Annotated in this window: 23 protein-coding genes; 7 read left to right on the top strand and 16 right to left on the bottom strand. The window is 67.0% G+C overall.

Features of this window, described 5'->3' with window-relative positions; all coding sequences use genetic code 11:
- Positions 1 to 13: 13 nt before the first annotated feature.
- The 4 genes from KME82_RS03500 to KME82_RS03485 all read right to left on the bottom strand — a co-directional run bounded on the left by KME82_RS03500 (position 14) and on the right by KME82_RS03485 (position 2,155).
- Positions 14 to 484 (bottom strand): F0F1 ATP synthase subunit B, encoded by a 471-nt coding sequence (locus KME82_RS03500; RefSeq protein ID WP_056115963.1) that lies wholly within the window; start codon positions 482 to 484, stop codon positions 14 to 16.
- Between the two features lie 86 nt (positions 485 to 570).
- Positions 571 to 843, bottom strand: coding sequence for a F0F1 ATP synthase subunit C (gene atpE, locus KME82_RS03495; protein ID WP_036108959.1), 273 nt, complete (start codon positions 841 to 843; stop codon positions 571 to 573).
- A 92-nt stretch (positions 844 to 935) separates the two neighbouring features.
- On the bottom strand, positions 936 to 1,787 hold the full coding sequence (gene atpB / locus KME82_RS03490) for a F0F1 ATP synthase subunit A (RefSeq protein ID WP_215497293.1): 852 nt from the start codon (positions 1,785 to 1,787) through the stop codon (positions 936 to 938).
- Positions 1,784 to 2,155, bottom strand: coding sequence for a hypothetical protein (locus KME82_RS03485; protein WP_036109156.1), 372 nt, complete (start codon positions 2,153 to 2,155; stop codon positions 1,784 to 1,786). Before KME82_RS03485 ends, atpB begins: the two co-directional genes overlap by 4 nt.
- Before the next feature lie 322 nt (positions 2,156 to 2,477).
- On the opposite strand from KME82_RS03485, the gene KME82_RS03480 reads away from it, so the two are divergent.
- Complete coding sequence (locus tag KME82_RS03480) at positions 2,478 to 2,690, top strand: DUF2061 domain-containing protein (RefSeq protein ID WP_215497292.1); 213 nt, start codon at positions 2,478 to 2,480, stop codon at positions 2,688 to 2,690.
- A 297-nt stretch (positions 2,691 to 2,987) separates the two neighbouring features.
- Positions 2,988 to 3,791 (top strand): hypothetical protein, encoded by an 804-nt coding sequence (locus KME82_RS03475; protein ID WP_215498956.1) that lies wholly within the window; start codon positions 2,988 to 2,990, stop codon positions 3,789 to 3,791.
- Positions 3,792 to 4,218: 427 nt separating this feature from the next.
- On the opposite strand, the gene KME82_RS03470 is transcribed toward KME82_RS03475, so the two are convergent.
- The 5 genes from KME82_RS03470 to KME82_RS03450 all read right to left on the bottom strand — a co-directional run bounded on the left by KME82_RS03470 (position 4,219) and on the right by KME82_RS03450 (position 10,001).
- Positions 4,219 to 4,620, bottom strand: coding sequence for a hypothetical protein (locus tag KME82_RS03470; RefSeq protein WP_215497291.1), 402 nt, complete (start codon positions 4,618 to 4,620; stop codon positions 4,219 to 4,221).
- Between the two features lie 69 nt (positions 4,621 to 4,689).
- A complete protein-coding gene (gene lpdA, locus KME82_RS03465; protein WP_215497290.1) occupies positions 4,690 to 6,558 on the bottom strand; it encodes a dihydrolipoyl dehydrogenase in 1,869 nt (622 codons plus the stop codon).
- A 160-nt stretch (positions 6,559 to 6,718) separates the two neighbouring features.
- A complete protein-coding gene (locus tag KME82_RS03460; protein ID WP_215497289.1) occupies positions 6,719 to 7,408 on the bottom strand; it encodes a hypothetical protein in 690 nt (229 codons plus the stop codon).
- A 172-nt stretch (positions 7,409 to 7,580) separates the two neighbouring features.
- Positions 7,581 to 9,002, bottom strand: coding sequence for a dihydrolipoyllysine-residue acetyltransferase (locus KME82_RS03455; protein WP_215497288.1), 1,422 nt, complete (start codon positions 9,000 to 9,002; stop codon positions 7,581 to 7,583).
- Between the two features lie 216 nt (positions 9,003 to 9,218).
- On the bottom strand, positions 9,219 to 10,001 hold the full coding sequence (locus KME82_RS03450; protein WP_252255613.1) for a DUF2884 family protein: 783 nt from the start codon (positions 9,999 to 10,001) through the stop codon (positions 9,219 to 9,221).
- 670 nt (positions 10,002 to 10,671) lie between these two features.
- Here KME82_RS03450 and KME82_RS03445 point away from each other — a divergent pair.
- Complete coding sequence (locus KME82_RS03445) at positions 10,672 to 11,301, top strand: OmpW/AlkL family protein (protein ID WP_215497287.1); 630 nt, start codon at positions 10,672 to 10,674, stop codon at positions 11,299 to 11,301.
- Between the two features lie 91 nt (positions 11,302 to 11,392).
- Here the strand turns inward: KME82_RS03445 and KME82_RS03440 are convergent, their stop codons facing one another.
- From KME82_RS03440 to KME82_RS03425, 4 genes are all read right to left on the bottom strand, one after another.
- On the bottom strand, positions 11,393 to 12,178 hold the full coding sequence (locus KME82_RS03440) for a VOC family protein (protein ID WP_215497286.1): 786 nt from the start codon (positions 12,176 to 12,178) through the stop codon (positions 11,393 to 11,395).
- 243 nt (positions 12,179 to 12,421) lie between these two features.
- Complete coding sequence (locus tag KME82_RS03435; RefSeq protein WP_252255612.1) at positions 12,422 to 13,306, bottom strand: DMT family transporter; 885 nt, start codon at positions 13,304 to 13,306, stop codon at positions 12,422 to 12,424.
- Between the two features lie 138 nt (positions 13,307 to 13,444).
- Positions 13,445 to 13,981 (bottom strand): DUF1453 domain-containing protein, encoded by a 537-nt coding sequence (locus KME82_RS03430; protein ID WP_215497285.1) that lies wholly within the window; start codon positions 13,979 to 13,981, stop codon positions 13,445 to 13,447.
- Positions 13,982 to 14,603: 622 nt separating this feature from the next.
- On the bottom strand, positions 14,604 to 15,659 hold the full coding sequence (locus KME82_RS03425; RefSeq protein ID WP_215497284.1) for an NAD(P)-dependent alcohol dehydrogenase: 1,056 nt from the start codon (positions 15,657 to 15,659) through the stop codon (positions 14,604 to 14,606).
- A 161-nt stretch (positions 15,660 to 15,820) separates the two neighbouring features.
- On the opposite strand from KME82_RS03425, the gene KME82_RS03420 reads away from it, so the two are divergent.
- A complete protein-coding gene (locus tag KME82_RS03420) occupies positions 15,821 to 16,303 on the top strand; it encodes a YajQ family cyclic di-GMP-binding protein (protein ID WP_215497283.1) in 483 nt (160 codons plus the stop codon).
- Between the two features lie 37 nt (positions 16,304 to 16,340).
- Positions 16,341 to 16,925, top strand: coding sequence for a DUF1415 domain-containing protein (locus KME82_RS03415; RefSeq protein ID WP_215497282.1), 585 nt, complete (start codon positions 16,341 to 16,343; stop codon positions 16,923 to 16,925).
- Positions 16,926 to 17,113: 188 nt separating this feature from the next.
- On the opposite strand, the gene KME82_RS03410 is transcribed toward KME82_RS03415, so the two are convergent.
- Genes KME82_RS03410 through KME82_RS03400 form a run of 3 tightly spaced genes read right to left on the bottom strand, consistent with a single transcriptional unit; the run spans position 17,114 to position 19,699 of the window.
- Positions 17,114 to 17,851, bottom strand: a complete 738-nt coding sequence (locus tag KME82_RS03410; protein ID WP_430538785.1) for an HAD family hydrolase — start codon at positions 17,849 to 17,851, stop codon at positions 17,114 to 17,116.
- Positions 17,844 to 18,545, bottom strand: coding sequence for a pseudouridine synthase (locus tag KME82_RS03405; protein ID WP_215497280.1), 702 nt, complete (start codon positions 18,543 to 18,545; stop codon positions 17,844 to 17,846). Before KME82_RS03405 ends, KME82_RS03410 begins: the two co-directional genes overlap by 8 nt.
- On the bottom strand, positions 18,542 to 19,699 hold the full coding sequence (locus KME82_RS03400) for a class I SAM-dependent methyltransferase (RefSeq protein WP_215497279.1): 1,158 nt from the start codon (positions 19,697 to 19,699) through the stop codon (positions 18,542 to 18,544). Before KME82_RS03400 ends, KME82_RS03405 begins: the two co-directional genes overlap by 4 nt.
- 99 nt (positions 19,700 to 19,798) lie before the next feature.
- Between KME82_RS03400 and KME82_RS03395 the strand changes: the two genes are divergently transcribed.
- The gene (locus KME82_RS03395; protein WP_215497278.1) at positions 19,799 to 20,575 is read left to right on the top strand and encodes a hypothetical protein; all 777 of its coding nucleotides are present in this window, start codon (positions 19,799 to 19,801) and stop codon (positions 20,573 to 20,575) included.
- A gap of 149 nt (positions 20,576 to 20,724) precedes the next feature.
- Positions 20,725 to 20,982, top strand: coding sequence for a hypothetical protein (locus KME82_RS03390; RefSeq protein WP_215497277.1), 258 nt, complete (start codon positions 20,725 to 20,727; stop codon positions 20,980 to 20,982).
- The last annotated feature ends 63 nt before the right edge of the window (positions 20,983 to 21,045 follow it).

Genomic DNA, 21,045 nt, shown 5'->3' with positions numbered 1-21,045 from the left:
TTGGGCTATCCGATCAGATTTCTGCGGCAAGCTCGTCGAGCAGCGCCTTGTGGGCGTTGGCGTCGATTTCGCGCTTGAGCAGTTTTTCGGCGCCGCTCACGGCCAGCGCGGACACCTGCTTGCGCAGTTCCTCGCGAGCGCGGTCGGCAGCGGCGGCGATCTCGGCGTCGGCCAGCGCTTTCAGGCGCGTGCCTTCGACCATCGCATCGGTCTTGGCCTGGTCGACGATCTGGTTGGCGCGCTGATGGGCCTGGTCGATGACCTCGTTGGCCTTGGTACGGGCTTCGCGCACGACCTCGTCCGCCTGCGCTTGCGCCTGCTGGATGAGAACTTCGGCGCCTTCGGCGTTCGCCAGACCTTCGGCGATCTTCTTCTGGCGCGCTTCGATCGCTGCGTTCAGCGGCGGCCAAATGAACTTCATCGTGAACCAAACGAGGATCGCGAAGGAGAGCATCTGACCGAAGAAAGTCATGTTGGGATTCATGACGGGTCCTCGACGTTACTTACGTTGGACCAACCGAGGCCGGTCCGGGTTGCCTGGCCCGCGCCTGGGGCGCGGGCCGACGCGGATCAGCCAGCGGTCTGCAGGACGCTGATCAGCGGGTTGGCGAACGCGAAGAACAGAGCAACGGCGAGGCCGATGATGAACGCGGCGTCGATCAGGCCGGCGAGCAGGAACATACGGCCCTGCAGCATCGGCACGAGTTCGGGCTGACGCGCGGCGGATTCGAGGAACTTCGAGCCCATGAGCGCGATGCCCAGGCAAGCGCCCAGCGCGCCGAGACCGATGATGATGCCGATCGCGATCGCGGTCAGACCCTGAACGTTGGCGATGTACTCCATGGTGCTTCTCCTGGTAGAGGTAGTGCTAAGCGGTGAAGGGAAAACGATAGATAAAGCTGGAATTAGGGATGCAGCGGGTGACGCGGCTTGAATCAATGGCTTTCGCGGGCGCCTGCGATGTAGACGACCGTGAGGATCATGAAGATGAAGGCCTGCAACAGGATGATCAGGATGTGGAAGATCGCCCAGGCGGCGTTGGCGAGCACGCCAGGCACGAAGGTGTAGATGCTTCCCATCAGACCGGCGATGAGCATGAACACCAGCTCGCCGCCGTACATGTTGCCGAACAGTCGCATCGCGAGCGAAACCGGCTTGACCAGCCACTCGATGATGTTCATGACCAGATTGACCGGCACCAGCACGATCTTCATCACGCCGTGCGCGTGGAACGGCGCGGTGACCAGTTCCTTGCCGAAGCCGCCGGCGCCCTTGGCCGAGATCGCGTGGCCGATCAGGATGAAGAACACCGAGGCCGAGATCGCGAAGGTGGTGTTGAGATCGGCGGTCGGAACTGCGCGGAAATAGGTGTGGTGCGCGACTTCCGCGCCCTGGGTGACATGCACCAGCCAGCCGAACAGGTCGAGCGGCAGCAGGTCCATCGTGTTCATGAACACGACCCACATGAAGATGGTCAGCGCCAGCGGCGTCACCGTGCGGCGGTCGCCGTGGAAGGTGTCCTTGACCTGGCCGTCGATGAACTCGAGGATGATCTCGACGAACGCCTGGCCCTTGCTGGGAACGCCCGCGGTCGCCTTGCGCGCCGCCAGGCCGAACCACAGGATGAACAGCAAACCGAGCACCAAGGCGACGATCCACGAGTCGAAGTTGAACTTCGACAACGCTTCGCTGCCAAAGACCTCACTGGTGTTGTGGGTCAAATGGTGCTTGATGTATTCGTTCAGGCCGCCCGAACCGGTCTGTTCACTCACGAAAGACACCTTCATCGTTGTTTCAAAAGATTAGCCAGTACGAAAGCCAGCGTCGCCGCGAGCAAACCCACCAGCATGGGGAGTGGAGGCAGACGCCACCAGGCCAGTCCCAGCCCGAATACCGTCAATACCGCCACCCACTTGAATATGACGCCGGCCAACAACCGTCCTACAGCCATCCCGGCCGGTTGCACGCCTCCCCCCAGTGCCATCCTGGCCGCCACGAGGCTGCCAGCTACCGCCGCGCCGCCGCCGACCGCAGCCGCGAGCGCGAAGGACGCGCCCTTGGAGTAGAAGGCCAGCGCGACCAGCGCCGTCGCGCCGGCTTGCCAGGCAATCGCGCGCGACGCCAGCCGGCGGCCTGCGGACAATGGATCGTGCACGCGGGTCTCGTCGGTCTGGGGTTGGCGCAAAGCGCCCGGTAGAGCCGCAAAAGTATAGAGTGCGGGCGACTTTGCGGCAACCGGCGACAGTCACGGCCCTGCCATGGGGCGATCGGGAGCGGGCGGCCGGGTCGGCGACGGGGGGCTTCATGGCCGCAACTATGCGGCGCGGCGCGCTTGCGCTGAATTACCTGTCACGTAACGCACGCCGTGCCGACACGGCCGTCGATAGCCACGAGCTATCGGAACCGTCGGATCATTCGATTTGATTCCCCACTGACGAAGCGTATTGTTGAGAACAATTCTCATCAAGGCCGCCGCCATGAGCAAGACCCTCAGCTTCGCCTGCGTGCATTTCTCGGTCGCCTTCCTGGTCGGTTACCTGATGACCGGCAGCATCTGGGTCGGCGGGGCGCTGGCCCTGGTCGAACCGGCCTGCAACACCGTGGCCTTCCATCTGCACGAGAAATTCTGGAAGCGCATCGAGACCCGCCGCGCCGCGCAGGCCGTCGCGAACGCGCCTTTGACGACCTGATCGAAAATCTTTGACGCACGGCGGAACCTTTCACGAAAGCACCGGTCAGTATCTGGGAACGCCCGCCGCCACTCTCTCCTCGTCAATGGCAAAGCTGCGGTGGGCACCCCGAAGCCCCGGCATGACCCGCCGGGGCTTCGCCTTTTTGTGATTCGCGTCACCAATTGATCGGCACGGCTTTGCCGAATCGGTCGCTCCCGTTTTTTTCACGATTACTCCACCGCGAGGACGGCATTCATGTACGCACCAGTACACGAATGTGCTGCTTTCCCCCCGCCTTTACGGAGTACACCTGTGATTTCCAGACTGCTTCCCTTGACGCTAGCGCTGGCCGCCGCGAGCGCCGCCTACGCCCTGCCCGCGCACGCAGAAGACGATCGATTCACGGTACGACTGGGTGCGATGTCGGTCGACACCAGCGGCGAATTGACCGCCGGCACCACCTTCCAGGGCCGACCCTACGAGTTCAGCCAGGACTTCGATTTCGGCAGCAAGGAAACCGTGCCGCGCATCGAAGGCCAGTTCCACTTCGGCGAACGCCATCGCCTGCTGTTCAACTACTTCGGCTACGACAAGAGCAAGACCGCGACGCTGAGCGAAGACGTTTCCTTCGACGACACCACCATCCCGGCCGGCAGCTTCGCCCGCGCCAAGGCCAAGTTCGAACTGGCCAGCGTGATGTACGACTACGCCGTGGTCGAGACCGACACGCTGAGCTGGGGCCTGCAGATCGGCGTGGAGTACGCCAAGATCGAAGGCAAGCTGCGCGCGCAGGCCGGCACCGCCAACTACAGCGACAGCCAGAGCGAAGACGGCTTCGCGCCGGTCGTCGGCACGCGCCTGCAGTTCTCGCCGGGCGAGAAGTGGCGCTTCATCGTGCAGGGCCAGTACCTGGACGCGGGCTGGGGCGACTTCGGCGACTACGAAGGCAACATCAGCCGCGCCAATGCCTTGGTCGAGTACCGCTTCACTCCGGCGGTCGGCGCCTTCGTCGGCTACGACTGGTTCAAGATCGACGCCAAGCGCAACGGCGGCGATGCGTCGGTTGGACTAGACCAGCGCTTCAAGGGTCCGATGGCGGGTGTGACGTTCTCGTTCTGAGGATGCCGCTGCGATTCATGTCGCGATAACGAAAACGCCGCCTGCGAGGGCGGCGTTTTTGTTGGAACAGATTGATCGCGTAGCTTCGTCGCGGCTGATCGAGGAGCGTCGGGCCTGAAGGCCCTCCCACAAAAGACCTCGCGGCAGGCCGGTCAAGGCAACACATCGAGGCACCACCCCCAAGATCAGACATTCAAGCGAGGGCGCGTAATTGGCCGCGCCGTGCCGAGGTCTTTTGTGGGAGGGGCTTCAGCCCCGACGCCCTTCTACCCGATCGCATTGCGGCTCCATCGCATCCGATCGACAAACGCTGCGGCGATGCATGCCACGGCAACGAAAACGCCGCTGGAAACGGCGACGCTTCCGTTCGGGCATGGCGGTTTCTACGAGTTCAACATCGCATCGAAAGGCTGCGACAAACCGATCCCTACTGCGCCATTCTCATGACGGCCATGCGCATCACCACCTCGCGATCGAGCAGCGGATTCCATGCCGACAGGTAGCCCACGCCCTTGAGTTGATGCGCGATGCTCCAGACCAGATTCTCGTCCAACCCAGGATCGCGCTCCAGGCACAGATAAAGCCGCGCAACGCAATCCAGGGCGTCGCCACCGGGCGGGATCCGCACTTCGCCGTGCGAGGACCAGAAGACGACGCACATCGCCTGATGCCAGAACCGTCGCAGTCCGGAACTCGCAAGAACCCGCATCGCCTCGGCCAGCACCGGCTCCCAATTGGTGGGCTGAACCAGTTCTTCGACGGCTTCGTAAAGCTCGAAATTATCCGGGTCCGCCAACTCAGCCTCGAACAGCGGCAGCAAGCGAGTCATTCCAGACTCCCGCCGACCGGGCACCCAACGCCGCGCGCCCATCGAGGACGCGCGATGCCGGATTGCGCCTCAGGCTTTCTTCTTCGGAATATACAAATCGGTGATCGTCCCATCGAACACCTCCGCCGCCATGCCGACCGACTCGCTCAAAGTCGGATGCGGATGGATGGTGTGGCCGATGTCGGCGACTTCGCAACCCATCTCGATCGCCAGGCCCACTTCGGAAATCAGATCGCCCGCGTGCACGCCGACGATGCCGCCGCCGACGATGCGGTGGGTGGCTTCGTCGAAGATCAGCTTGGTGAAGCCCTCGGTGCGGCCGATGCCGATCGCGCGGCCGCTGGCGGCCCACGGGAACTTGCCGACGCCGACCTTCAGGCCCTTGGCCTTGGCTTCGGTTTCGGTGACGCCGACCCAGGCGATTTCCGGATCGGTGTAGGCTACCGACGGGATCACCCGCGCGACCCACTCCTTCTTCTCGCCCGCGGCCACTTCGGCGGCGAGCTTGCCTTCGTGAGTGGCCTTGTGCGCGAGCATCGGATTGCCGACCAGATCGCCGATGGCGAAGATGTGCGGCACGTTGGTGCGCATCTGCCGGTCGACCGGAATGAAGCCGCGATCGGTGACGCCGACGCCGGCCTTGTCGGCGCCGATCTTGCCGCCGTTGGGCGAACGGCCGACCGCGACCAGCACGCGGTCGTAGACCTGCGCCTCGGGGGCTTTTTCGCCTTCGAAGGAGACCTTGATGCCTTCCTTAAGCACTTCGGTGCCGGCGGCCTTGGTCTTGAGATGCACCGCAACGCCCCGCTTCTTGAGGCGATCGGCGAGCGGCTTGACCAGATCCGGATCGGCGCCGGGCATCAGCTGGTCGAGGAACTCGACCACGGTGACTTCGCTGCCGAGCGCGCGGTACACGGTGGCCATTTCCAGGCCGATGATGCCGCCGCCGACGACCAGCAACTTCTTCGGGATATCGGCCAGTTCCAGCGCGTCGGTCGAGTCCATGACGCGCTTGTCGTCCCACGGGAAGTTCGGCAGCTTCACCGCCTGCGAGCCGGCGGCGATGATGCATTGCTCGAAGCGGATCAGCTGGGTGCCGCCCTCGCCCGTCACTTCCAGTTCGTTCGGCGAAATGAAGGCGCCGGTGCCGGCGACCACGCGCACCTTGCGCTGCTTGGCCATGCCGGCCAGGCCCTTGGTCAGCTGGCCGACGACTTTTTCCTTGTACTTGCGCAGCACGTCCAGATCGATGGTCGGCTGGCCGAAGCTGACGCCGTAATCGCTGGCGTGCTGGGCTTCGTCGATGACCGCGGCGGCATGCAGCAGCGCCTTGGACGGGATGCAGCCGACGTTGAGGCAGACGCCGCCGAGGCTCGCGTAACGCTCGACCAGCACCGTGTCCAGGCCGAGGTCGGCGGCGCGGAACGCGGCGGTGTAGCCGCCGGGGCCGGAGCCGAGCACGAGCATGCGGCATTCGACATCGGCCTTGCGGCCGCTCGCGCTGGCGGCGGTGGGTGCGGGCGTCGCGGGCGCACTCGTCGCCGCGCTCGCAGTGGCTTCGCTACTTCCCCCGCTGGCGGGGGAAGGCGGGGATGGGGGCGCGCCGGCCGACTTGCCCTCACCCGCCGCGCGGGGCGCGGCGACCTCTCCCGCGGGCGGGAGAGGTGCTTTGGTGTCGCTGGCGGCGGCGGCTTCGCCCGCGGCTTCCAGGATCGCGATCACCGCGCCCTCGGCTACCTTGTCGCCAATCTTGACGCTGATCGACTTGACCACGCCGTCGGCCGAGGACGGGACTTCCATCGTCGCCTTGTCCGATTCCAGTGTGACCAGGCCCTGGTCCTTCTTGACCGTATCGCCGACCGCGACCAGCAGCTCGATGACGGGCACGCCGTCGTAATCGCCGATATCGGGAACCTTTACTTCGATGCTGTTGGCCATGACGCCGTGTCCTCCGGTTCTGATCTGTTTCTGGCGAACGCGCCGGGCGCATCCGTCGTGGGGGCGCGCGGCGGAGCCGTGCGTTGCGCGTGCGTCGTGGCGACGCGCGCGTTCGATGCGGGGCCGCCGCGCGCGGGCATGCGCGCGACAGCCGGGACGATCATCCGCCGGCCGAAGCGCTGCCGGCCTGGGCCAGCTGGGCGTCGAGTTCGTCCAGCGATTCGCCCAGCGCGCGCCAACGGCGCTCGCGCTTGGACACGCTTTCGTTGGCGGCCTCGGTCATCAGCCCGGCCTGTTTCATCAGGGTTTCGCCGACGCCGCAATCCGGGCGCAGCCCGCTGACGCGGATGCCGTCGACCAGGAACAGCAGCTGATCCTTGTCGTGGAACTCGGCCGGCTTGTCGTCCGGCGCCATCGTCGTCAGCGCGCGTTTCCAGGCGCCGACCACGCGCGCCGCCAGTGCTTGCGGGATCGGCGCTTCTTCCTTGTCGACTTCCTGCTCCACGCGCAATTGCAGGGCGCCGCCGCTGCGCGAGGAACTCCAGCTCTGCACGCGCTCATTGGGCACGGCGTGACGCACGGTCCAGTCGCCCTCGCCTTCGCCGGCGATCAGCATCAGGCCGCTTTCCACGCCGCGCTGCGGCAGGTAGGTCAGGCTCAGTCGCGGCGCGGCCTTGGCCGCGAGCAACTGCTCCACCGCCGAGCCGTGGTTTTCGGTGGCCGGCGGCCAGCCGCGACCGAGCGCGAACGTGCAGCCGTCGGCGGCCTGCGCGAGCGGCGCGGCCAGCAACAAGGCCAGAGCGAACAGTGCGCATCGGCGCGAAGCGGAATCGGAACGTGCGAAGGGCATGCGGCTCATTGCAGCGGGCGATCCTGTGTGGGCGGCTGGCGTCGGGGGCTTTACTGGCAGGAAAAAACGCAACGTGGCGATCGGGAGCGTTTCGCGCATTGCCGCCGGCACCGGCGGCAATGCGCGGGTCATCGCGGCGGCCAACCGGCCGCGCGACGACCCCGTACCGCGCTTACAGCAGCACGCGCCGCATGTCGGCCAGCAACTGCGCCAGATGCGCGGTGAAACGCGCGGCGGCGGCGCCGTCGATGACGCGGTGATCGTAGGACAGCGACAACGGCAGGATCAGGCGCGGCGCGAACTGCTTGCCGTCCCACACCGGCTTGGTCGCCGACTTGGACACGCCGAGGATCGCCACTTCCGGCGCATTGACGATCGGGGTGAACGCGGTGCCGCCGATGCCGCCGAGCGAGCTGATCGAGAAGCAGCCGCCGCTCATGTCGGCCGGGCCGAGCTTGCCGTCGCGCGCCTTGGCCGCCAGTTCGCCGGTTTCCTTCGCGATCTGCAGCACGCCCTTCTTGTCGCAGTCGCGCACCACCGGCACGACCAGGCCGTTCGGGGTGTCGGCGGCGAAGCCGATGTGGAAGTACTTCTTCAGCGTCAGGTTTTCGCCGCTCGCGTCGAGCGAGGCGTTGAAGTTCGGGAACTTCTGCAGCGCCGACACCGAGGCCTTCATCAGGAACGCGAGCATGGTCAGCTTGAGGCCGGCCTTTTCGTTTTCCTTGTTGAGCGCCACGCGCAGCGCTTCCAGGTCGGTGATGTCTGCATCGTCGTGCTGGGTGACGTGCGGGATCATCGCCCAGTTGCGCGCCAAGTTGGCGCCGGAGAGCTTCTGGATGCGGGTGAGCGGCTTGACTTCGGTCTCGCCGAACTTGCTGAAATCGACCTTCGGCCACGGCAGCAGGTTGAGGCCGCCGCCCAGGCTCGGCGCCGCGCCGGCGCCGGCACTGGCCGCGCCACCGCCGCCGCCCTGCATGACGCCCTTGACGAAGGCCTGCACGTTTTCCTTGCTGATCCGGCCGCCGCGCTCGCTGCCGGTGACGCGGGACAGGTCGACGCCGAGTTCGCGCGCGAACAGGCGCACCGCCGGGCTGGCGTACGGCACCTTGTCGGGCATCAGCTCTTCGGCGGTGAAGGCGACCGGCGGGGTGCGCGGCGGTAGCGCTTCGGGGTCGGTGCCGGCGTTGGCGGCGATCGGGGCGGGAGCCGCGGGGGCGTCTTGCTTGGCCGGGGCTTCGGGCTTGGGGGCTTCCTGCTTCGCGGGGGCGGGGGCTTCGGCCTTGGTCGCTGCGGCGGGCGCGGCGGGTTTGGCGGGCTCTTCGGCTTTCGCCGGCGTTGCCTTTGCGTCCCCTTCGAGGGGTTCGATCAACGCCACCACGCTGCCTTCGGCCAGTTGATCGCCGATCTTGACCTTGAGTTCGCGAATCACGCCCGCGAACGGCGCGGGCACTTCCATGGTGGCCTTGTCGGATTCCAGCGTGACCAGTCCCTGGTCCTGGGTCACCGTGTCGCCGACCGCGACCAGCAGTTCGATGACGGGTACGCCGTCGTAGTCGCCGATGTCGGGGACGCGTGCTTCCTTCAGATCAGCCATGTTCGTGGGGCTCCGCAATGCGCGAAAACCCTATTGTGGCGGTTGCGGCCGGTCACGCCAACCGCACGGCGGCCCATGCAGTACTAAAGACCTAAGCGGCAATGCCGGCGGCCTCGCGGCGATCAACGTACGCTCAGGTACTGCGATGGCGGTCGCGGCCCGCGAGGGCGGGCCGCTGTGGCGCAAGGGGCGGGCCGATTCGCTCAGGCCCGCGACTCAGGGCTTGGCCGTGCTGCCCGACTTGTTGTCCTTGACCTCGACCCGCAGCAACTCCAGCGGCCGGCCGTCGTAGCGGTAGCTCAGCGCATTGTCGATCGCGTCCAGCTCGACCATCTGCCGGCACAGCTTGTCGGCGCGGCGGCCCAGGGCGTCGGCGCGCGGCTGCACCGCGGCCTCGATCTTGGCGTCGAGAATGTCCAGGCGCTTGAGCCGCTCGGCGTCGCCGCTGAGCGCGGCGGTGACCGCGCCGCCGACCAGTTCGCCGACCAGGATCGGCACGTTCTCGCCGAGCGCATCGGCGATGCCGTCGCCGAGCACCTTGCCGCTGAAGTGGGTCGGGGTGACCACGTTGCTCAGGCGCTTGTCGAGGTCCTTGCGCATCGTGTCGATGCGGCCGCGAGTGCGGTCGGGATGGTTGCCCAGCACCGCGGCCACCTCGCCGAGCGCGGTGAAGGCGATGTCGGCGGCTTCGCGGCCGATGTGCTGGGCCTCGGGCATCGCCGCGCGCGCGCCCTTCTCGAATTCGGCGAGGCGGCGCGCGTCGTCGCGGCTCAGCTCGACCCAGCGGTCGTCGACGAACAACCGGCCCTGGCGCATCACGATCGCCTTGGGCGTGCCGTCCTCGCGGGTCAGGATCAGGCTGCGCTCGTTGAGGGTCAGGTCGAAGGCGCTGTCGATCTCGCAGCTGGCGTCGACGTGGACGTTGGCGGCGAAGACCGGGCCGCTGGCCAATGCGGTGGTGGCCATGGCGGCGATCAGTACGGGGCGGGACAGGCGCATCGTCGGTTCCTGGACGGTTCAATGGCGACCACAGTGCGGTCGCGGCGCCCGGATTTCGTGTGCCGATGGATGGCGTGACCTTTGTCATGGCGGCTGACCGTGCGCAATCGGGCGGTTGGCCGGGCGTTGGACGGCCCCGATCGATCGCCGCGCGCGCATCGCTTGCGCAACCGCCGCGCAACAGCGGCTCGAACATGCCGCAAACACGACGATCGACGTTTCGGCAGTGGAACGCATCGATGATGCAATCGGTGTAAACGCGGTTTTCCCGCGATTTCCATCAATGGCAGGAAGATCGACTTCGCGCATCGCGTCGATGTTTCGATCCGTCGTCCACTTCTATTGCATCAGTACCTCTTCCGACAAAATTTTTCGTGATGCCAGAATATCGCTTGTTTTACTGGATTTTTCTCTACTTATTCGCAAAACGAATTTCTCTCGGTCGTTCATAAACCATCGCCGCATGAACAAATTTCGCTCGATTCGTTCGTTTCAACACTTGTTCATTTCATTCATTTTCCCCTTGAAAACACGGGTCTAGCACGTGTCGCGCGTGAAAAGTTCCTTCACGCGCATTCGCGCGGCAAGTTCGGTTCATGCATGCGTTGTTACCTTGCGCTCCGCCTCCCCCAAGGCGTCGTGCAACACCACAACAACAGGAGTCCACTCCATGATCCGCATTTCTCATTTGACCCTCGCCCTGCTGGGCACCCTGGCCTTCGCCCCGGCCGCCTTCGCTCAGGATGCCTCCACCGACAGCGCCAGCGGCAAGCGCTTCGCCGTCGTCGGCGGCTACTCGCTCAGCGAGCCGACCAAGAATCCGCAGATCGGCGGCGTGCGCACCAACGTGGACGGCGGCGGTGCCCCGACCCTGAGCGCCAGCTGGTACATCAACGACAACATCGCCATCGAAGCGTGGGGCGCGGCCGACAAGCTCGGTCAGCGCGTCAACACCGGCGGCGGCAAGATCGGCAGCGTCGATTCGCAGCCGGTCGCGCTGAGCGGCCAGTACCACTTCCGCGGCGCCGACACGATCGTGCGTCCGTTCGTGGGCCTGGGCTACTACGAAGCCAACTACAGCAACGAATCGCTGAGCAGCGGCAACCGTCTGGGCATCGACAACGCCAAGGGCGCGATGGCGACCGCCGGCGTCGATCTCAACATCAACCCGACCTGGTTCGCCCGCGCCGACGTGCGCTACATGCAGGGCAAGCCGGACGTGAAGCTCGACGGCGTCAAGGTCGGCGAAGCCGAGCTGAACCCGGTGACCATCGGTATCGGTCTGGGCGCGCGCTTCTAAGCACTGCGCTCCACGACCCATGCAACGACGACGGGCCCCTCGCGGGGCCCGTTTTTTTGCGCGCGTTTTTTCGCGTGATCGGCGAATCCGATCAGACGAACTTGATCAGATAGAAGGCCGCGCCGCCGGGATCGCAGACCCGCGCGATGCGACCGACGCCCGGCGCATCGAACGGCGGAAACGCGATGCTGCCGCCCAGCCTGAGCGCGCGCGCGGCGCAGGCGTCGACATCGGCCACCTGCAGGTAGATCGACCAGTGCGGCGCGACCTCGCCCCAGTCGGGCGTCATCTGCAACAACCCGCCGAGCATGCGCTGCTGATCGACGAATACGCGGTACCCGGCCGGCGTCGCCGGATGCGCCTGCATGCGCCAGCCGAACAGGCGCTGGTAATAGGCTTCGGCGCGACCGATATCGCGGGTGGCCAGTTCCGCCCAGCACACCGCGTTGTCGACCCCGATCGCGTCCACGCCGGGATGCGCGCGCTGCTGGGCGAGCGAGAACACCACGCCCTCGGGATCGGCGCATACCGCCATGCGCACGTGCTCCATCAGTTCGAACGGCGCGGCGAGCATGCGCCCGCCGAGCGCGACCGCGCGCGCGGTGACCGCGTTGCAGTCGGCGACGCGGAAGTACACGCCCCAGTGCGAGGTGGCGTTGCCGTCGGGACCGGGCGCGGCGCCCGGCACCAGCGGGTAGCTGCCGGCGACATCGCGGCCGGCGAGCTTGAAGATGGTGTAGGCGCTGCCGGCCGGCATCGGCGTGCGTTCGATGGTCCAACCGAACAAGGCGCTGTAGAAAGCGTCGGCCGCGGGCTGATCGTCGGTCGCCAGTTCGAACCAGCACGGCGCGCCGGGCGCATGGACGAGTGCGGTCATACGGCGTTTTCCCCCTGGACTACGGACTGCTGACTTCGGACCACGCCTCGACACTACGCGCAGGCGACCCGATCGTCATGGCGCGCTGCGGCGAAATTTGAATCCAATGAATGCGGCGGCGTCGGGGGTGACGTTCTTGGTGCGGGGATGCGAGCGGCGGGGCGCCCTCACCCGTCGCGCAGCGCGCGCCGACCTCTCCCGCGGGCGGGAGAGGTGCCGGGGTTGTCGCGCTGATGCCCGTGGCTAGGGATGTTCAGCTTCGGCGTGAACGCTCTCGCGGCGCATCAGGTACAGGCCGCTGGCGACGATGATCGCCGCGCCGATCCAGGTCACCGAATCGGGCAGCACGCCCCACACGCTCAGGTCGAGCATCACGCCCCAGATCAGCGCGGTGTATTCCAGCGGCGCGATCAGCGAGGCTTCGCCCAGGCGGAAGGCTTCGGTGACCGCGTATTGGCCGATCGAACCGGCGATGCCCAGGCCGAGGATCAGCCACAGGTCCTCGCGGAGCAGCGGCACCCAGCCCGACCAGGCCAGCGCGCCGGCGCCGAAGGTGATCATCACCATCAGCCACACCATCATCGACTGGGTGCTGTCGGTGCGCGCGAGCAGGCGCACGGTGATCGCGCTGACCGCGTAGCCGAACGCCGCGGCGAGCACGGCCAAGGCCGCCAGGCTGAGCATGCCCTGGCCGCTGGGACGCAGCAGCACCAGCACGCCGAGCATGCCGATGCTGATCGCGATCCAGCGCCGCGGCCCGACCCGCTCGCCCAGAATCGGCCCCGACAGCGCGGTGATCAGCAGCGGCGCGATGAAGAAGATCGAATACGTCGTCGACAGCGGCAGGCGATTCACGCCGTAGACGAAGCTGGCCATCATGCCGATGCCGAGCACGCCGCGCAGCAGATGCAACGGCCAGCGCACCCGCAGCAACGGCCGCCAACCGGCGCTCGCCAGCGCCCAGGTCAGCACGAACGGCAACGACGACAGGCCGCGCAGGGTCGCGACCTGGAACGGCGGATAGTGATCCGACAACAGCTTCAGCAGCGCGTCCATCAACGAGAACATCAGCACCGCGACCAGCATGGTGACGATCGCGCGGCCGCGGTGCGGGTGGGCCGCGCTCATGGCGCGCGCGCCGCGCTGCGAACCGCAACGTGGCTACGGAAGACGATGCGGCGGGAATGGGACGGAAAGGTCATGGCGGCGCTGCGAACTGGACCATTCATCATGCCGCGCCGCGCCCGGCGCGTCATCTGCGCAGCGTCACCCGTTCGCGGTGAGCGCGACCCGACGCAGGCGGCGGCGCAGGCCCAGGGTGTAGAGCTGGTAGTAGCCCAGCAACAAGCCGCCGACCGCGAACAGGCTGCCCTGCCGCGGCAACCACACGCCGTGCCCGCTCCAGCCCTGCGCGCCTTGCCACAGGCCGTAGACGATGCGCGCGGCGACGATCAGGGTCAGGCCGAGGATCAGCCAGCGGTTGGGGGTGTAGTACAGGCCCTTGGGTTCGTGTTCGAAGCGGGTCAGGGCCAGGCCGAGCGCGCCGAGCAACAGACCCGCGAGCAGGCCGCCGGCGGCGTACAGCGGCGCATCGTCGATCCAGTGCCCGACCAGCCAGGCGCTGAAGAAGAAGATCAGCAGCGACAGCAACGACAGCGCCGCGGCCAGATGCACCACCCACGGCAGGGCGCGACGCCGCGCCTTGCCGTAACGGTAGCGCTGGATCAGGCCGATCGGCAGCAGCAGCGCCCACAGCAGGACCAAGGCCAGCAGGGCGAGGGGGATGAGGAGCAACAGAGGCATGGACGCAGCTTAGCGAGTGCGTGCGATGGTGGTGGCAAGGGCGGGAATGGGGAATCGGGAATCGGGAATGGGGAGTCGGGAGTCGGGAATGGGGAGTCGGGAGTCGGGAGTCGGCAACTGCGACGCCCGCCGGCTCATTCGCACGGCGTCCTGTTTTTTGCCCGTCATCCCCGCGAAGGCGGGGATCCAGGGCTTCATCGCGACATGACTCTGAAGTCTCTGGATATTCGGCTGCGCCGAAGTAAAGCGGAGCCCGCCTTCCCGACATTCGAGTGTTTCTGCTCTTGCTCGTCATCCCCGCGAAGGCGGGGATCCAGGGCTTCATCGCGGCAGGACTGCGAAGTCTCTGGACATTCGGCTGCGCCGAAGTAAAGCGGAGCCCGCCTTCGCGACAGTTGAGTGCTTCTGCTCTTGCCCGTCATCCCCGCGAAGGCGGGGATCCAGGGCTTCACCGCGGCAGGACTGCGAAGTCTCTGGATATTCGGCTGCGCCGAAGTAAAGCGGAGCCCGCCTACGCGGGAATGACGATCGGAGACAACGGCGCGAAACCAGGACGAGCGACGTGCTCAACGCGCGTGGGTTACTGCAAACCCCACAGCAGCCCGCCGCCCATCACGACGGATCAAGCCGCCTCGTTCAAGCTCGCGATATCGATCACGAAGCGATACCGCACATCGCCCTTGATCATGCGCTCGTAGGCCTCGTTGATCTGGGCGATGTCGATCAGCTCGATGTCCGAGGCGACCCCGTGTTCGGCGCAGAAATCCAGCATTTCCTGGGTTTCGCGGATGCCGCCGATCAGCGAGCCGCCGAGCTTGCGCCGCTGCATGATCAATGCGCCGGCCGCGACCGTCGACGGGGTTTCCGGAATCCCGAGCAGGACCATGGTGCCGTCGAACTTCAACAGGCCCAGGTAAGCGTTGTAGTCGTGATCGCCGGACACCGAGTCGATGATGAAATCGAACGAGCGCGCCAGAGTCTTGAACGTGGCCTCATCGCGGGTCGCCGCGAACGCATGCGCGCCCAGCGCCAGCGCGGCCTCGCGCTTGGATTCCGAAGTGCTCAGCACGGTCACCCGCGCGCCCATCGCCACCGCCAGCTTGACCGCCATGTGGCCCAGGCCGCCCAGGCCGACCACCGCGACTTCGTCGCCGGCCTTGACCCCGTAATGCTTCAACGGCGAATACGTGGTGATGCCCGCGCACAGCAGCGGCGCGGCGCGGTCGAGCGGGATCGCGGCCGGGATGCGCAGCACATAGGCCTGGTCGACGGTGATCCGGGTCGAGTAACCGCCCTGGGTCGCGATGCCGGTGCCGCGTTCGCGCGAGTTGTAAGTGCCGGTCATGCCCTGGTCGCAGTACTGCTCCTCGCCGGCATGGCACTGCGGGCATTCGCGACAGGAATCGACGAAACAGCCGACCCCGACCGCGTCGCCGAGCTGGAAACCGAGCACGTTGGCGCCGACCTGGGCGACCCGGCCGACGATCTCGTGGCCCGGCACCATCGGGAAGCGCGAGCCGCCCCACTCGTCGCGGGCCTGGTGGATGTCGGAATGGCAGACCCCGCAGTAGAGGATGTCGATCAGCACATCGTCCGGGCCGGGTTCGCGGCGTTCGATCGAAAACGGGGCCAGGGGCGAACGCGCGTCTTGGGCGGCGTAGGCGGCGGTCTTGAGCATGGGGGCGGGTCCAGGTGGCGTGGAAGCGCTCGATTCTATCGAGGCGGCGTTCCGCCGCCGTCAATTCGCCGGCGTTTCGGGCTCGCGTCGCTGCAACGCTGCGTATCGCCACGGCGCTTGCGCTACCCTTTGCGCCGTTCCCCCTTCACTGCGAGTGCGCCATGCCTTCCTTCGACGTCGTGTCCGAAGTCGACACCCACGAACTCACCAACGCGGTCGACCAGGCCAACCGCGAACTGACCACCCGCTTCGATTTCAAGAACGTCGAGGCCAAGTTCGAGCTCGACGACAAGGCGATCAGCCAGTCCGCGCCGAGCGAATTCCAGCTCGAGCAGATGACCCAGATCCTGCGCGCCCGCCTGGCCGCCCGCGGCATCGACGCGCGCTGCCTGGAATTCGGCGACGTCGACACCAACCTGGCCGGCGCGCGGCAGAAGATCACCGTGCAGCAGGGCATCGAGCAGAAGCTGGCCAAGAAGATCGCCGCGGCGATCAAGGACGCCAAGCTCAAGGTCGACACCCAGATCAACGGCGACAAGCTGCGCGTCAACGGCAAGAAGCGCGACGACCTGCAGACCGCGATCGCCCTGCTCAAGGGCCTGGAATTCGAGCGGCCGTTGCAGTTCGACAATTTTCGCGATTGATCCGCCCGACCCTCCGCTGCGCAGCGAGCCCGCGACCATGAGCGATACCGTGCCGAGTCAAGCTTCGCCAGGCGATCCCTCGTCGAACGAGGCCGAACCCATCGCCGCGACCCGGCGCTGGCTGGAGCGCGCGGTGATCGGCCTGAACCTGTGCCCGTTCGCCAAGGCGGTGCTGGCCAAGGGCCAGGTGCGCTTCGTGCTGAGCGATGCGCGCACGCCGCAGGCCTTGCTGGAAGAACTCGCCTCGGAGCTGGTGCTGCTGGAACAAAGCGACCCCGAGCGCATCGACACCACCTTGCTGATCCATCCGCAGGTGCTGCAGGACTTCTTCGACTTCAACGATTTCCTCGACCTCGCCGACGGCGCGGTCGCGGCGTTGGACCTGGAAGGCGAGATCCAGGTCGCCAGCTTCCACCCCGACTATCAGTTCGCCGGTACCGGGTTCGATGAAGTCGGCAATTGCACCAACCGTTCGCCGTATCCGACCTTGCATCTGTTGCGCGAGGCGAGCGTGGAACGCGCGGTGGCGGCGTTTCCGGACCCGGATGTGATCGTGGAGCGCAATCTGGAGACGTTGCAGAAGCTTGGGCTTGAGGGGTGGCGGGCGTTGTTGGCTAAGTGAGTTGGCTTGGGTGAGTTGCGCGTACAAGCAACAGCAAATCCCCCCTGCCCCCCTTTTTCAAAGGGGGGGAATCCTTCGGGAGAGGGGTGTAGGGCTTGGCGATCTTCGCGTCGGTTCACAGCTACGCACCCGACCTACCTGCTTCCCCCCTTTGAAAAAGGGGGATCGAGGGGGATTTGCTTTTCGCCTCAAGCCCCGGACGCAGCCCGAATACCACCGCGAGCCTTCAAAACCGCCTCCAACATCCCCCGCACCTGCACCAACGACATTGCGATCCGATGCCCGAACCCGCGCAGCTCCGCGCTGGGCGCGACCAGATCCGGCACCTGGATCGGCGTCGCGCCGGCCGCCAGCGCGGCGCGCACGCCCGGTTCGGAATCCTCCAGCACCAGGCAATCGCGCGGATCGACCCCGAGCTGCCGCGCCGCCAACAGATAAATATCCGGCGCCGGCTTGGGATGCTCGACATCGCTGCCGGTCACGATCACCGCGAAACGATCGAGCAAGCCGCTCGCCTCGAGCTTCGCCAGCGCGCGCTTGCGCCGGGTCGAGGTCGCCACCGCCTTGGCGATGCCGTGCGCGTCGAGCAGATCCAGCAATTCGATCAAACCGTCCTTATGCGGCAGGCCCGCCGCGACCTGCGCGTCGTACAGACGATCGCCGGCGGCGCGCAGACGGGTCGCCGCGTCGTCGCCCAGGCGCTCGGACAGGATCGCGAAACTGGCGCGGTCGTGGACGCCGACCATCGACAGCCACAGCGCGTCGTCGGCCTGGATCGATTCGGCCAGCGCCGCCGCGCGCCAGGCGCCCAGCATGGCCCGCTCGCTGTCGAGCATCAGGCCGTCCATGTCGAACAGCACCGCGGCGGGAACGAAATCGATCGCGATCAATCCGCGCGAATCAACAGGATCGACCGAATCAGCCACGGAACAAGGTCTCCAGATCGGCCGCATCCAAGGTCCGCCACTGCCCCGCCGGCAAATCCTGCAACGACAGACCGCCGATGCGGCTGCGATGCAGCGCCTGCACGTGGTTGCCGACCGCGGCGAACATGCGCCGTACCTGGTGATAGCGGCCTTCGGTGAGGATCAGTCGCGCCTGGCGCGGCGCGATCGTCTCCAGGATCGCCGGCGCCAGCGGGGTCTGTTCGGATTCCAGTTCCAGCTCGCCGCTGGCGAAGATCGCCGCTTCGTCGCCGCGCAGGTCCTCGGCCAACTGCGCCTCGTAGACCTTGGCCAGGTTGGCCTTGGGCGACACGATCCGGTGCAGCAGGCCGCCGTCGTCGGTCAACAGCAACAGGCCGCTGGTGTCGCGATCCAGCCGCCCGACCGTCGACAGCAGCGGCGAACGCAGGCGGAACCGCGGCGGCAGCAGGTCGTAGACGATGCGGCCGGGGTCCTTGGTCGAACAGGTGTAGCCGGTCGGCTTGTGCAGCATCAACACCAGCCCGGCCGGCGGATCGAGCGGCTCGCCGTCGATGCGGATCGCGGCGTGCTCGACCTTGTCGTCGGCGTACAGCACTTCGCCGTCGGGATCGGTGATGCGGCCTTCGCGGAACATCGCGCTGACCTCCTTGCGGCTGCCGTAGCCCAGGTTGCCGATCAGCTTGACCAGCTTCATGCGCGCGCTCCGCCCTTGCCGCCCGGCTTGCCGGCGAACTTGCCGGTCGGCTTGCCGCTCGCGACGCCGGTCGCCGGGCCGGGAGGCTTGCCCGCGGCCTTGGCCTTGATCGCCTCGACCACCTTGAAGCCGCCTTGCTGGGCGACGGTGCGGACTTCGCCGAAGCGTTCGTCGAGCACCACCTCGTACGGCAGATGGCGATTGGCGACCAGCCACAGCCGGCCGCCGGGATTGAGCGCCTGCGCGGCCTCGGCGATGAAACGCCGACCGATGTCGGGGCGCTCCTCGCGGCCTTGCGCATGGAACGGCGGGTTGCTGACGATCACGTCGTAGCCGCGCCCGTCCAGGCCGGCGGTGACGTCGTGCCAGAAGAACTCCATCGGCACCGCGGTCGGCACGCGTTGCAGGTTGGTCCGCGCCAGCTGCAGCGCGCGCGCCTGCGCTTCGTACACGTCCAGCGCGGTGATGCGCGGGCAGCGCGCCAGCAGTTCGGCCGACAGATAGCCGTAACCGGCGCCCAGGTCGGCGGCGCGACCGGCCAGATCGGCCGGCAGGTGCTCGGCCAGCAGCGCCGAGGCGGGATCGACCCGGTCCCAGGCGAACACGCCGGGCCGGCTCAGGAACCGCCCGCCGAGAATCTCGCGCGGCCGGTCGCCGCCGGCCCAGGCGGCGGCCAGGGCCGGGTCGGCCGGGCCGTCCAGCGGCGCGGTCCAGAACACCCGGCATTTGCGCTTGGACAGGCTGCCGACCTTGCCGGCGATGCGGCCCAGGTCGTCCTCGCCCGAACGCGCGCCTTCGTCGTTGCTCAGGCAGGCGACCACGCGCCCGCCCGGCGCGGTGCGCGTCAGCGCCTGCGCGTACAGCGCGCGGGCCTCGTCGCGCTGGCGCGGCGGCAGCACCAGCACCAGCGGATAACGCCGGTCGGCCGGCAGCGAGTCGAGCTCGACCGTGTCCAGGCCGCCGCGATGCAGGGCGTCGATCGCGGGCTTGTAGTCCTGTTCGCACACCAGGCCCGGACGCGGGCTCTGGCGCAGGCCGACGCCGTCGCGCGCGCGCAGGAACAGCGCGCCGCCTTGCTCCGGCCACGACAGCACGCCGTCGGCGAAGGGTTGGAACAGGGTGTCGAGCGCGTCGTCGGAGGCGTCAACGCGCATGGGAGAGGGCATGGCGGAAGGGCTCGAAGGAGATCATCGCGCCGATTTTACGCGGCTGCGCGTTAGGGTGTGGGCATCGCAATGCCGGGAGTGTTCATCGTGCGCCTGCCTGTCGTGTTCGCGGCCGTGTTGATGCCGGCGGTGGCCTGGTGTTCCCAACGCGGCTACTTCGGTCCCGACAACGGCGCGATTTCCGATCGCTATCCCACCTTGCTGGTCGCGGCGGGCTATGCGTTCGCGATCTGGGGCGTGATCTTCCTGCTCGATCTGCTGTTCGCGCTGTGGCAGCTGCGCGCGCGATTGCGCGAGGACGACACGATGCAGCGGCTGCGCCCGGCCGCGGCGGCGGGTTTCACCCTGACCGCGCTGTGGATGCCGATCTTCTCCCAGCAATGGTTCTGGCTGGCGCTGGCGGTGATCTGGCTGGCGCTGGCCTGCATGGCCTGGAGCGCGGTGCTGCTGTCGCGCGATCCCACCCCGGTGCCCGGTCAGGCGTTGTGGGCCAAGTTCGCGATTTCGCTGCACGCCGGCTGGCTGTCGCTGGCGGCGTTCTTGAACACCGCGCAGGTCGTGGTCGCGTACCGATCGCGGCCGGTCGACGACATGCTCGGCTGGAGCCTGGCGCTGTTCGCCGCGGCGGCGCTGCTGGTGTTGCTGTTGAACGGGCGCATGCGCGGCAATCTGGGCTATGCGGCGGCCGCGCTGTGGGGATTGGCCGGGGTGTATCTCAAGCAATCCGAATCGGCTTTGAACGGTGCGCACACCGCGGCCTGGTGCGCGGCGGGGATCGCGGTGTTGGTGCTGGTGCAGACCTTATGGCTGCGGCTGCATCCACGTCATCGGGTGTTTTCCGGGCATCTGTCGCCGGGCGAGTGACGGGGCGGGCGGGCGCGGTTTCCTTCGCAATGGCGGCACGCACGCGGGAGATCGAAGCCGCTTGCCGCTGCGACAACATCGGCTTCATCGCCGCGGAACGTCGCAACGGCGACGATCGGATCTGGTCCAACCCCAAGGAGCGAATCACGATGCGAGCCCTTTTCATCGGCGGCACCGTCGACAACAGCGAACTCGATCTCGAAGGCGGCGAGCCGCCGCGCCATTACCCGCCGAATACCGGCAGCGGTCAGCCGCGTTACCGCCTGCACCATGTCGGTCTGCGCGAGGGCGCTACGGTGTATGCGGTGTACGCCGCGCCGGAGCTGGCCGACGGCGAGATCGAACGGGTGGCCGAGGAGCGCGGGTATGCGCGCAGGTTTCAGGCGGAGCCGCAGTTGGGGATTTGATAGTTCGTCGGCTCGCGGCCCTCACCCCAACCCCTCTCCCGCAAGCGGGAGAGGGGCTTTTAA

The sequence above is a fragment of the Lysobacter capsici genome, from assembly GCF_018732085.1.
GTDB classification, from domain to species: domain Bacteria; phylum Pseudomonadota; class Gammaproteobacteria; order Xanthomonadales; family Xanthomonadaceae; genus Lysobacter; species Lysobacter capsici_A.
Note: the sequence above shows the minus strand (reverse complement) of the source record. Positions and strands in the feature narration are given on the sequence as shown.

Excerpts from the sequence above, each read along its gene's own strand:
- KME82_RS03480 (WP_215497292.1), top strand. The coding sequence starts at position 2,478 with ATGAGCAAGACCCTCAGCTTCGCCTGCGTGCATTTCTCGGTCGCCTTC.
- atpE (WP_036108959.1), bottom strand. The coding sequence starts at position 843 with ATGGAGTACATCGCCAACGTTCAGGGTCTGACCGCGATCGCGATCGGC.
- KME82_RS03415 (WP_215497282.1), top strand. The coding sequence starts at position 16,341 with ATGAGCGATACCGTGCCGAGTCAAGCTTCGCCAGGCGATCCCTCGTCG.
- KME82_RS03450 (WP_252255613.1), bottom strand. The coding sequence starts at position 10,001 with ATGCGCCTGTCCCGCCCCGTACTGATCGCCGCCATGGCCACCACCGCA.
- KME82_RS03500 (WP_056115963.1), bottom strand. The coding sequence starts at position 484 with ATGAATCCCAACATGACTTTCTTCGGTCAGATGCTCTCCTTCGCGATC.
- KME82_RS03400 (WP_215497279.1), bottom strand. The coding sequence starts at position 19,699 with ATGCGCGTTGACGCCTCCGACGACGCGCTCGACACCCTGTTCCAACCC.
- KME82_RS03420 (WP_215497283.1), top strand. The coding sequence starts at position 15,821 with ATGCCTTCCTTCGACGTCGTGTCCGAAGTCGACACCCACGAACTCACC.
- KME82_RS03390 (WP_215497277.1), top strand. The coding sequence starts at position 20,725 with ATGCGAGCCCTTTTCATCGGCGGCACCGTCGACAACAGCGAACTCGAT.
- KME82_RS03460 (WP_215497289.1), bottom strand. The coding sequence starts at position 7,408 with ATGCCCTTCGCACGTTCCGATTCCGCTTCGCGCCGATGCGCACTGTTC.
- KME82_RS03425 (WP_215497284.1), bottom strand. The coding sequence starts at position 15,659 with ATGCTCAAGACCGCCGCCTACGCCGCCCAAGACGCGCGTTCGCCCCTG.
- KME82_RS03405 (WP_215497280.1), bottom strand. The coding sequence starts at position 18,545 with ATGAAGCTGGTCAAGCTGATCGGCAACCTGGGCTACGGCAGCCGCAAG.
- lpdA (WP_215497290.1), bottom strand. The coding sequence starts at position 6,558 with ATGGCCAACAGCATCGAAGTAAAGGTTCCCGATATCGGCGATTACGAC.
- KME82_RS03455 (WP_215497288.1), bottom strand. The coding sequence starts at position 9,002 with ATGGCTGATCTGAAGGAAGCACGCGTCCCCGACATCGGCGACTACGAC.
- KME82_RS03430 (WP_215497285.1), bottom strand. The coding sequence starts at position 13,981 with ATGCCTCTGTTGCTCCTCATCCCCCTCGCCCTGCTGGCCTTGGTCCTG.
- KME82_RS03435 (WP_252255612.1), bottom strand. The coding sequence starts at position 13,306 with ATGAGCGCGGCCCACCCGCACCGCGGCCGCGCGATCGTCACCATGCTG.
- KME82_RS03470 (WP_215497291.1), bottom strand. The coding sequence starts at position 4,620 with ATGACTCGCTTGCTGCCGCTGTTCGAGGCTGAGTTGGCGGACCCGGAT.
- atpB (WP_215497293.1), bottom strand. The coding sequence starts at position 1,787 with ATGAAGGTGTCTTTCGTGAGTGAACAGACCGGTTCGGGCGGCCTGAAC.
- KME82_RS03445 (WP_215497287.1), top strand. The coding sequence starts at position 10,672 with ATGATCCGCATTTCTCATTTGACCCTCGCCCTGCTGGGCACCCTGGCC.
- KME82_RS03440 (WP_215497286.1), bottom strand. The coding sequence starts at position 12,178 with ATGACCGCACTCGTCCATGCGCCCGGCGCGCCGTGCTGGTTCGAACTG.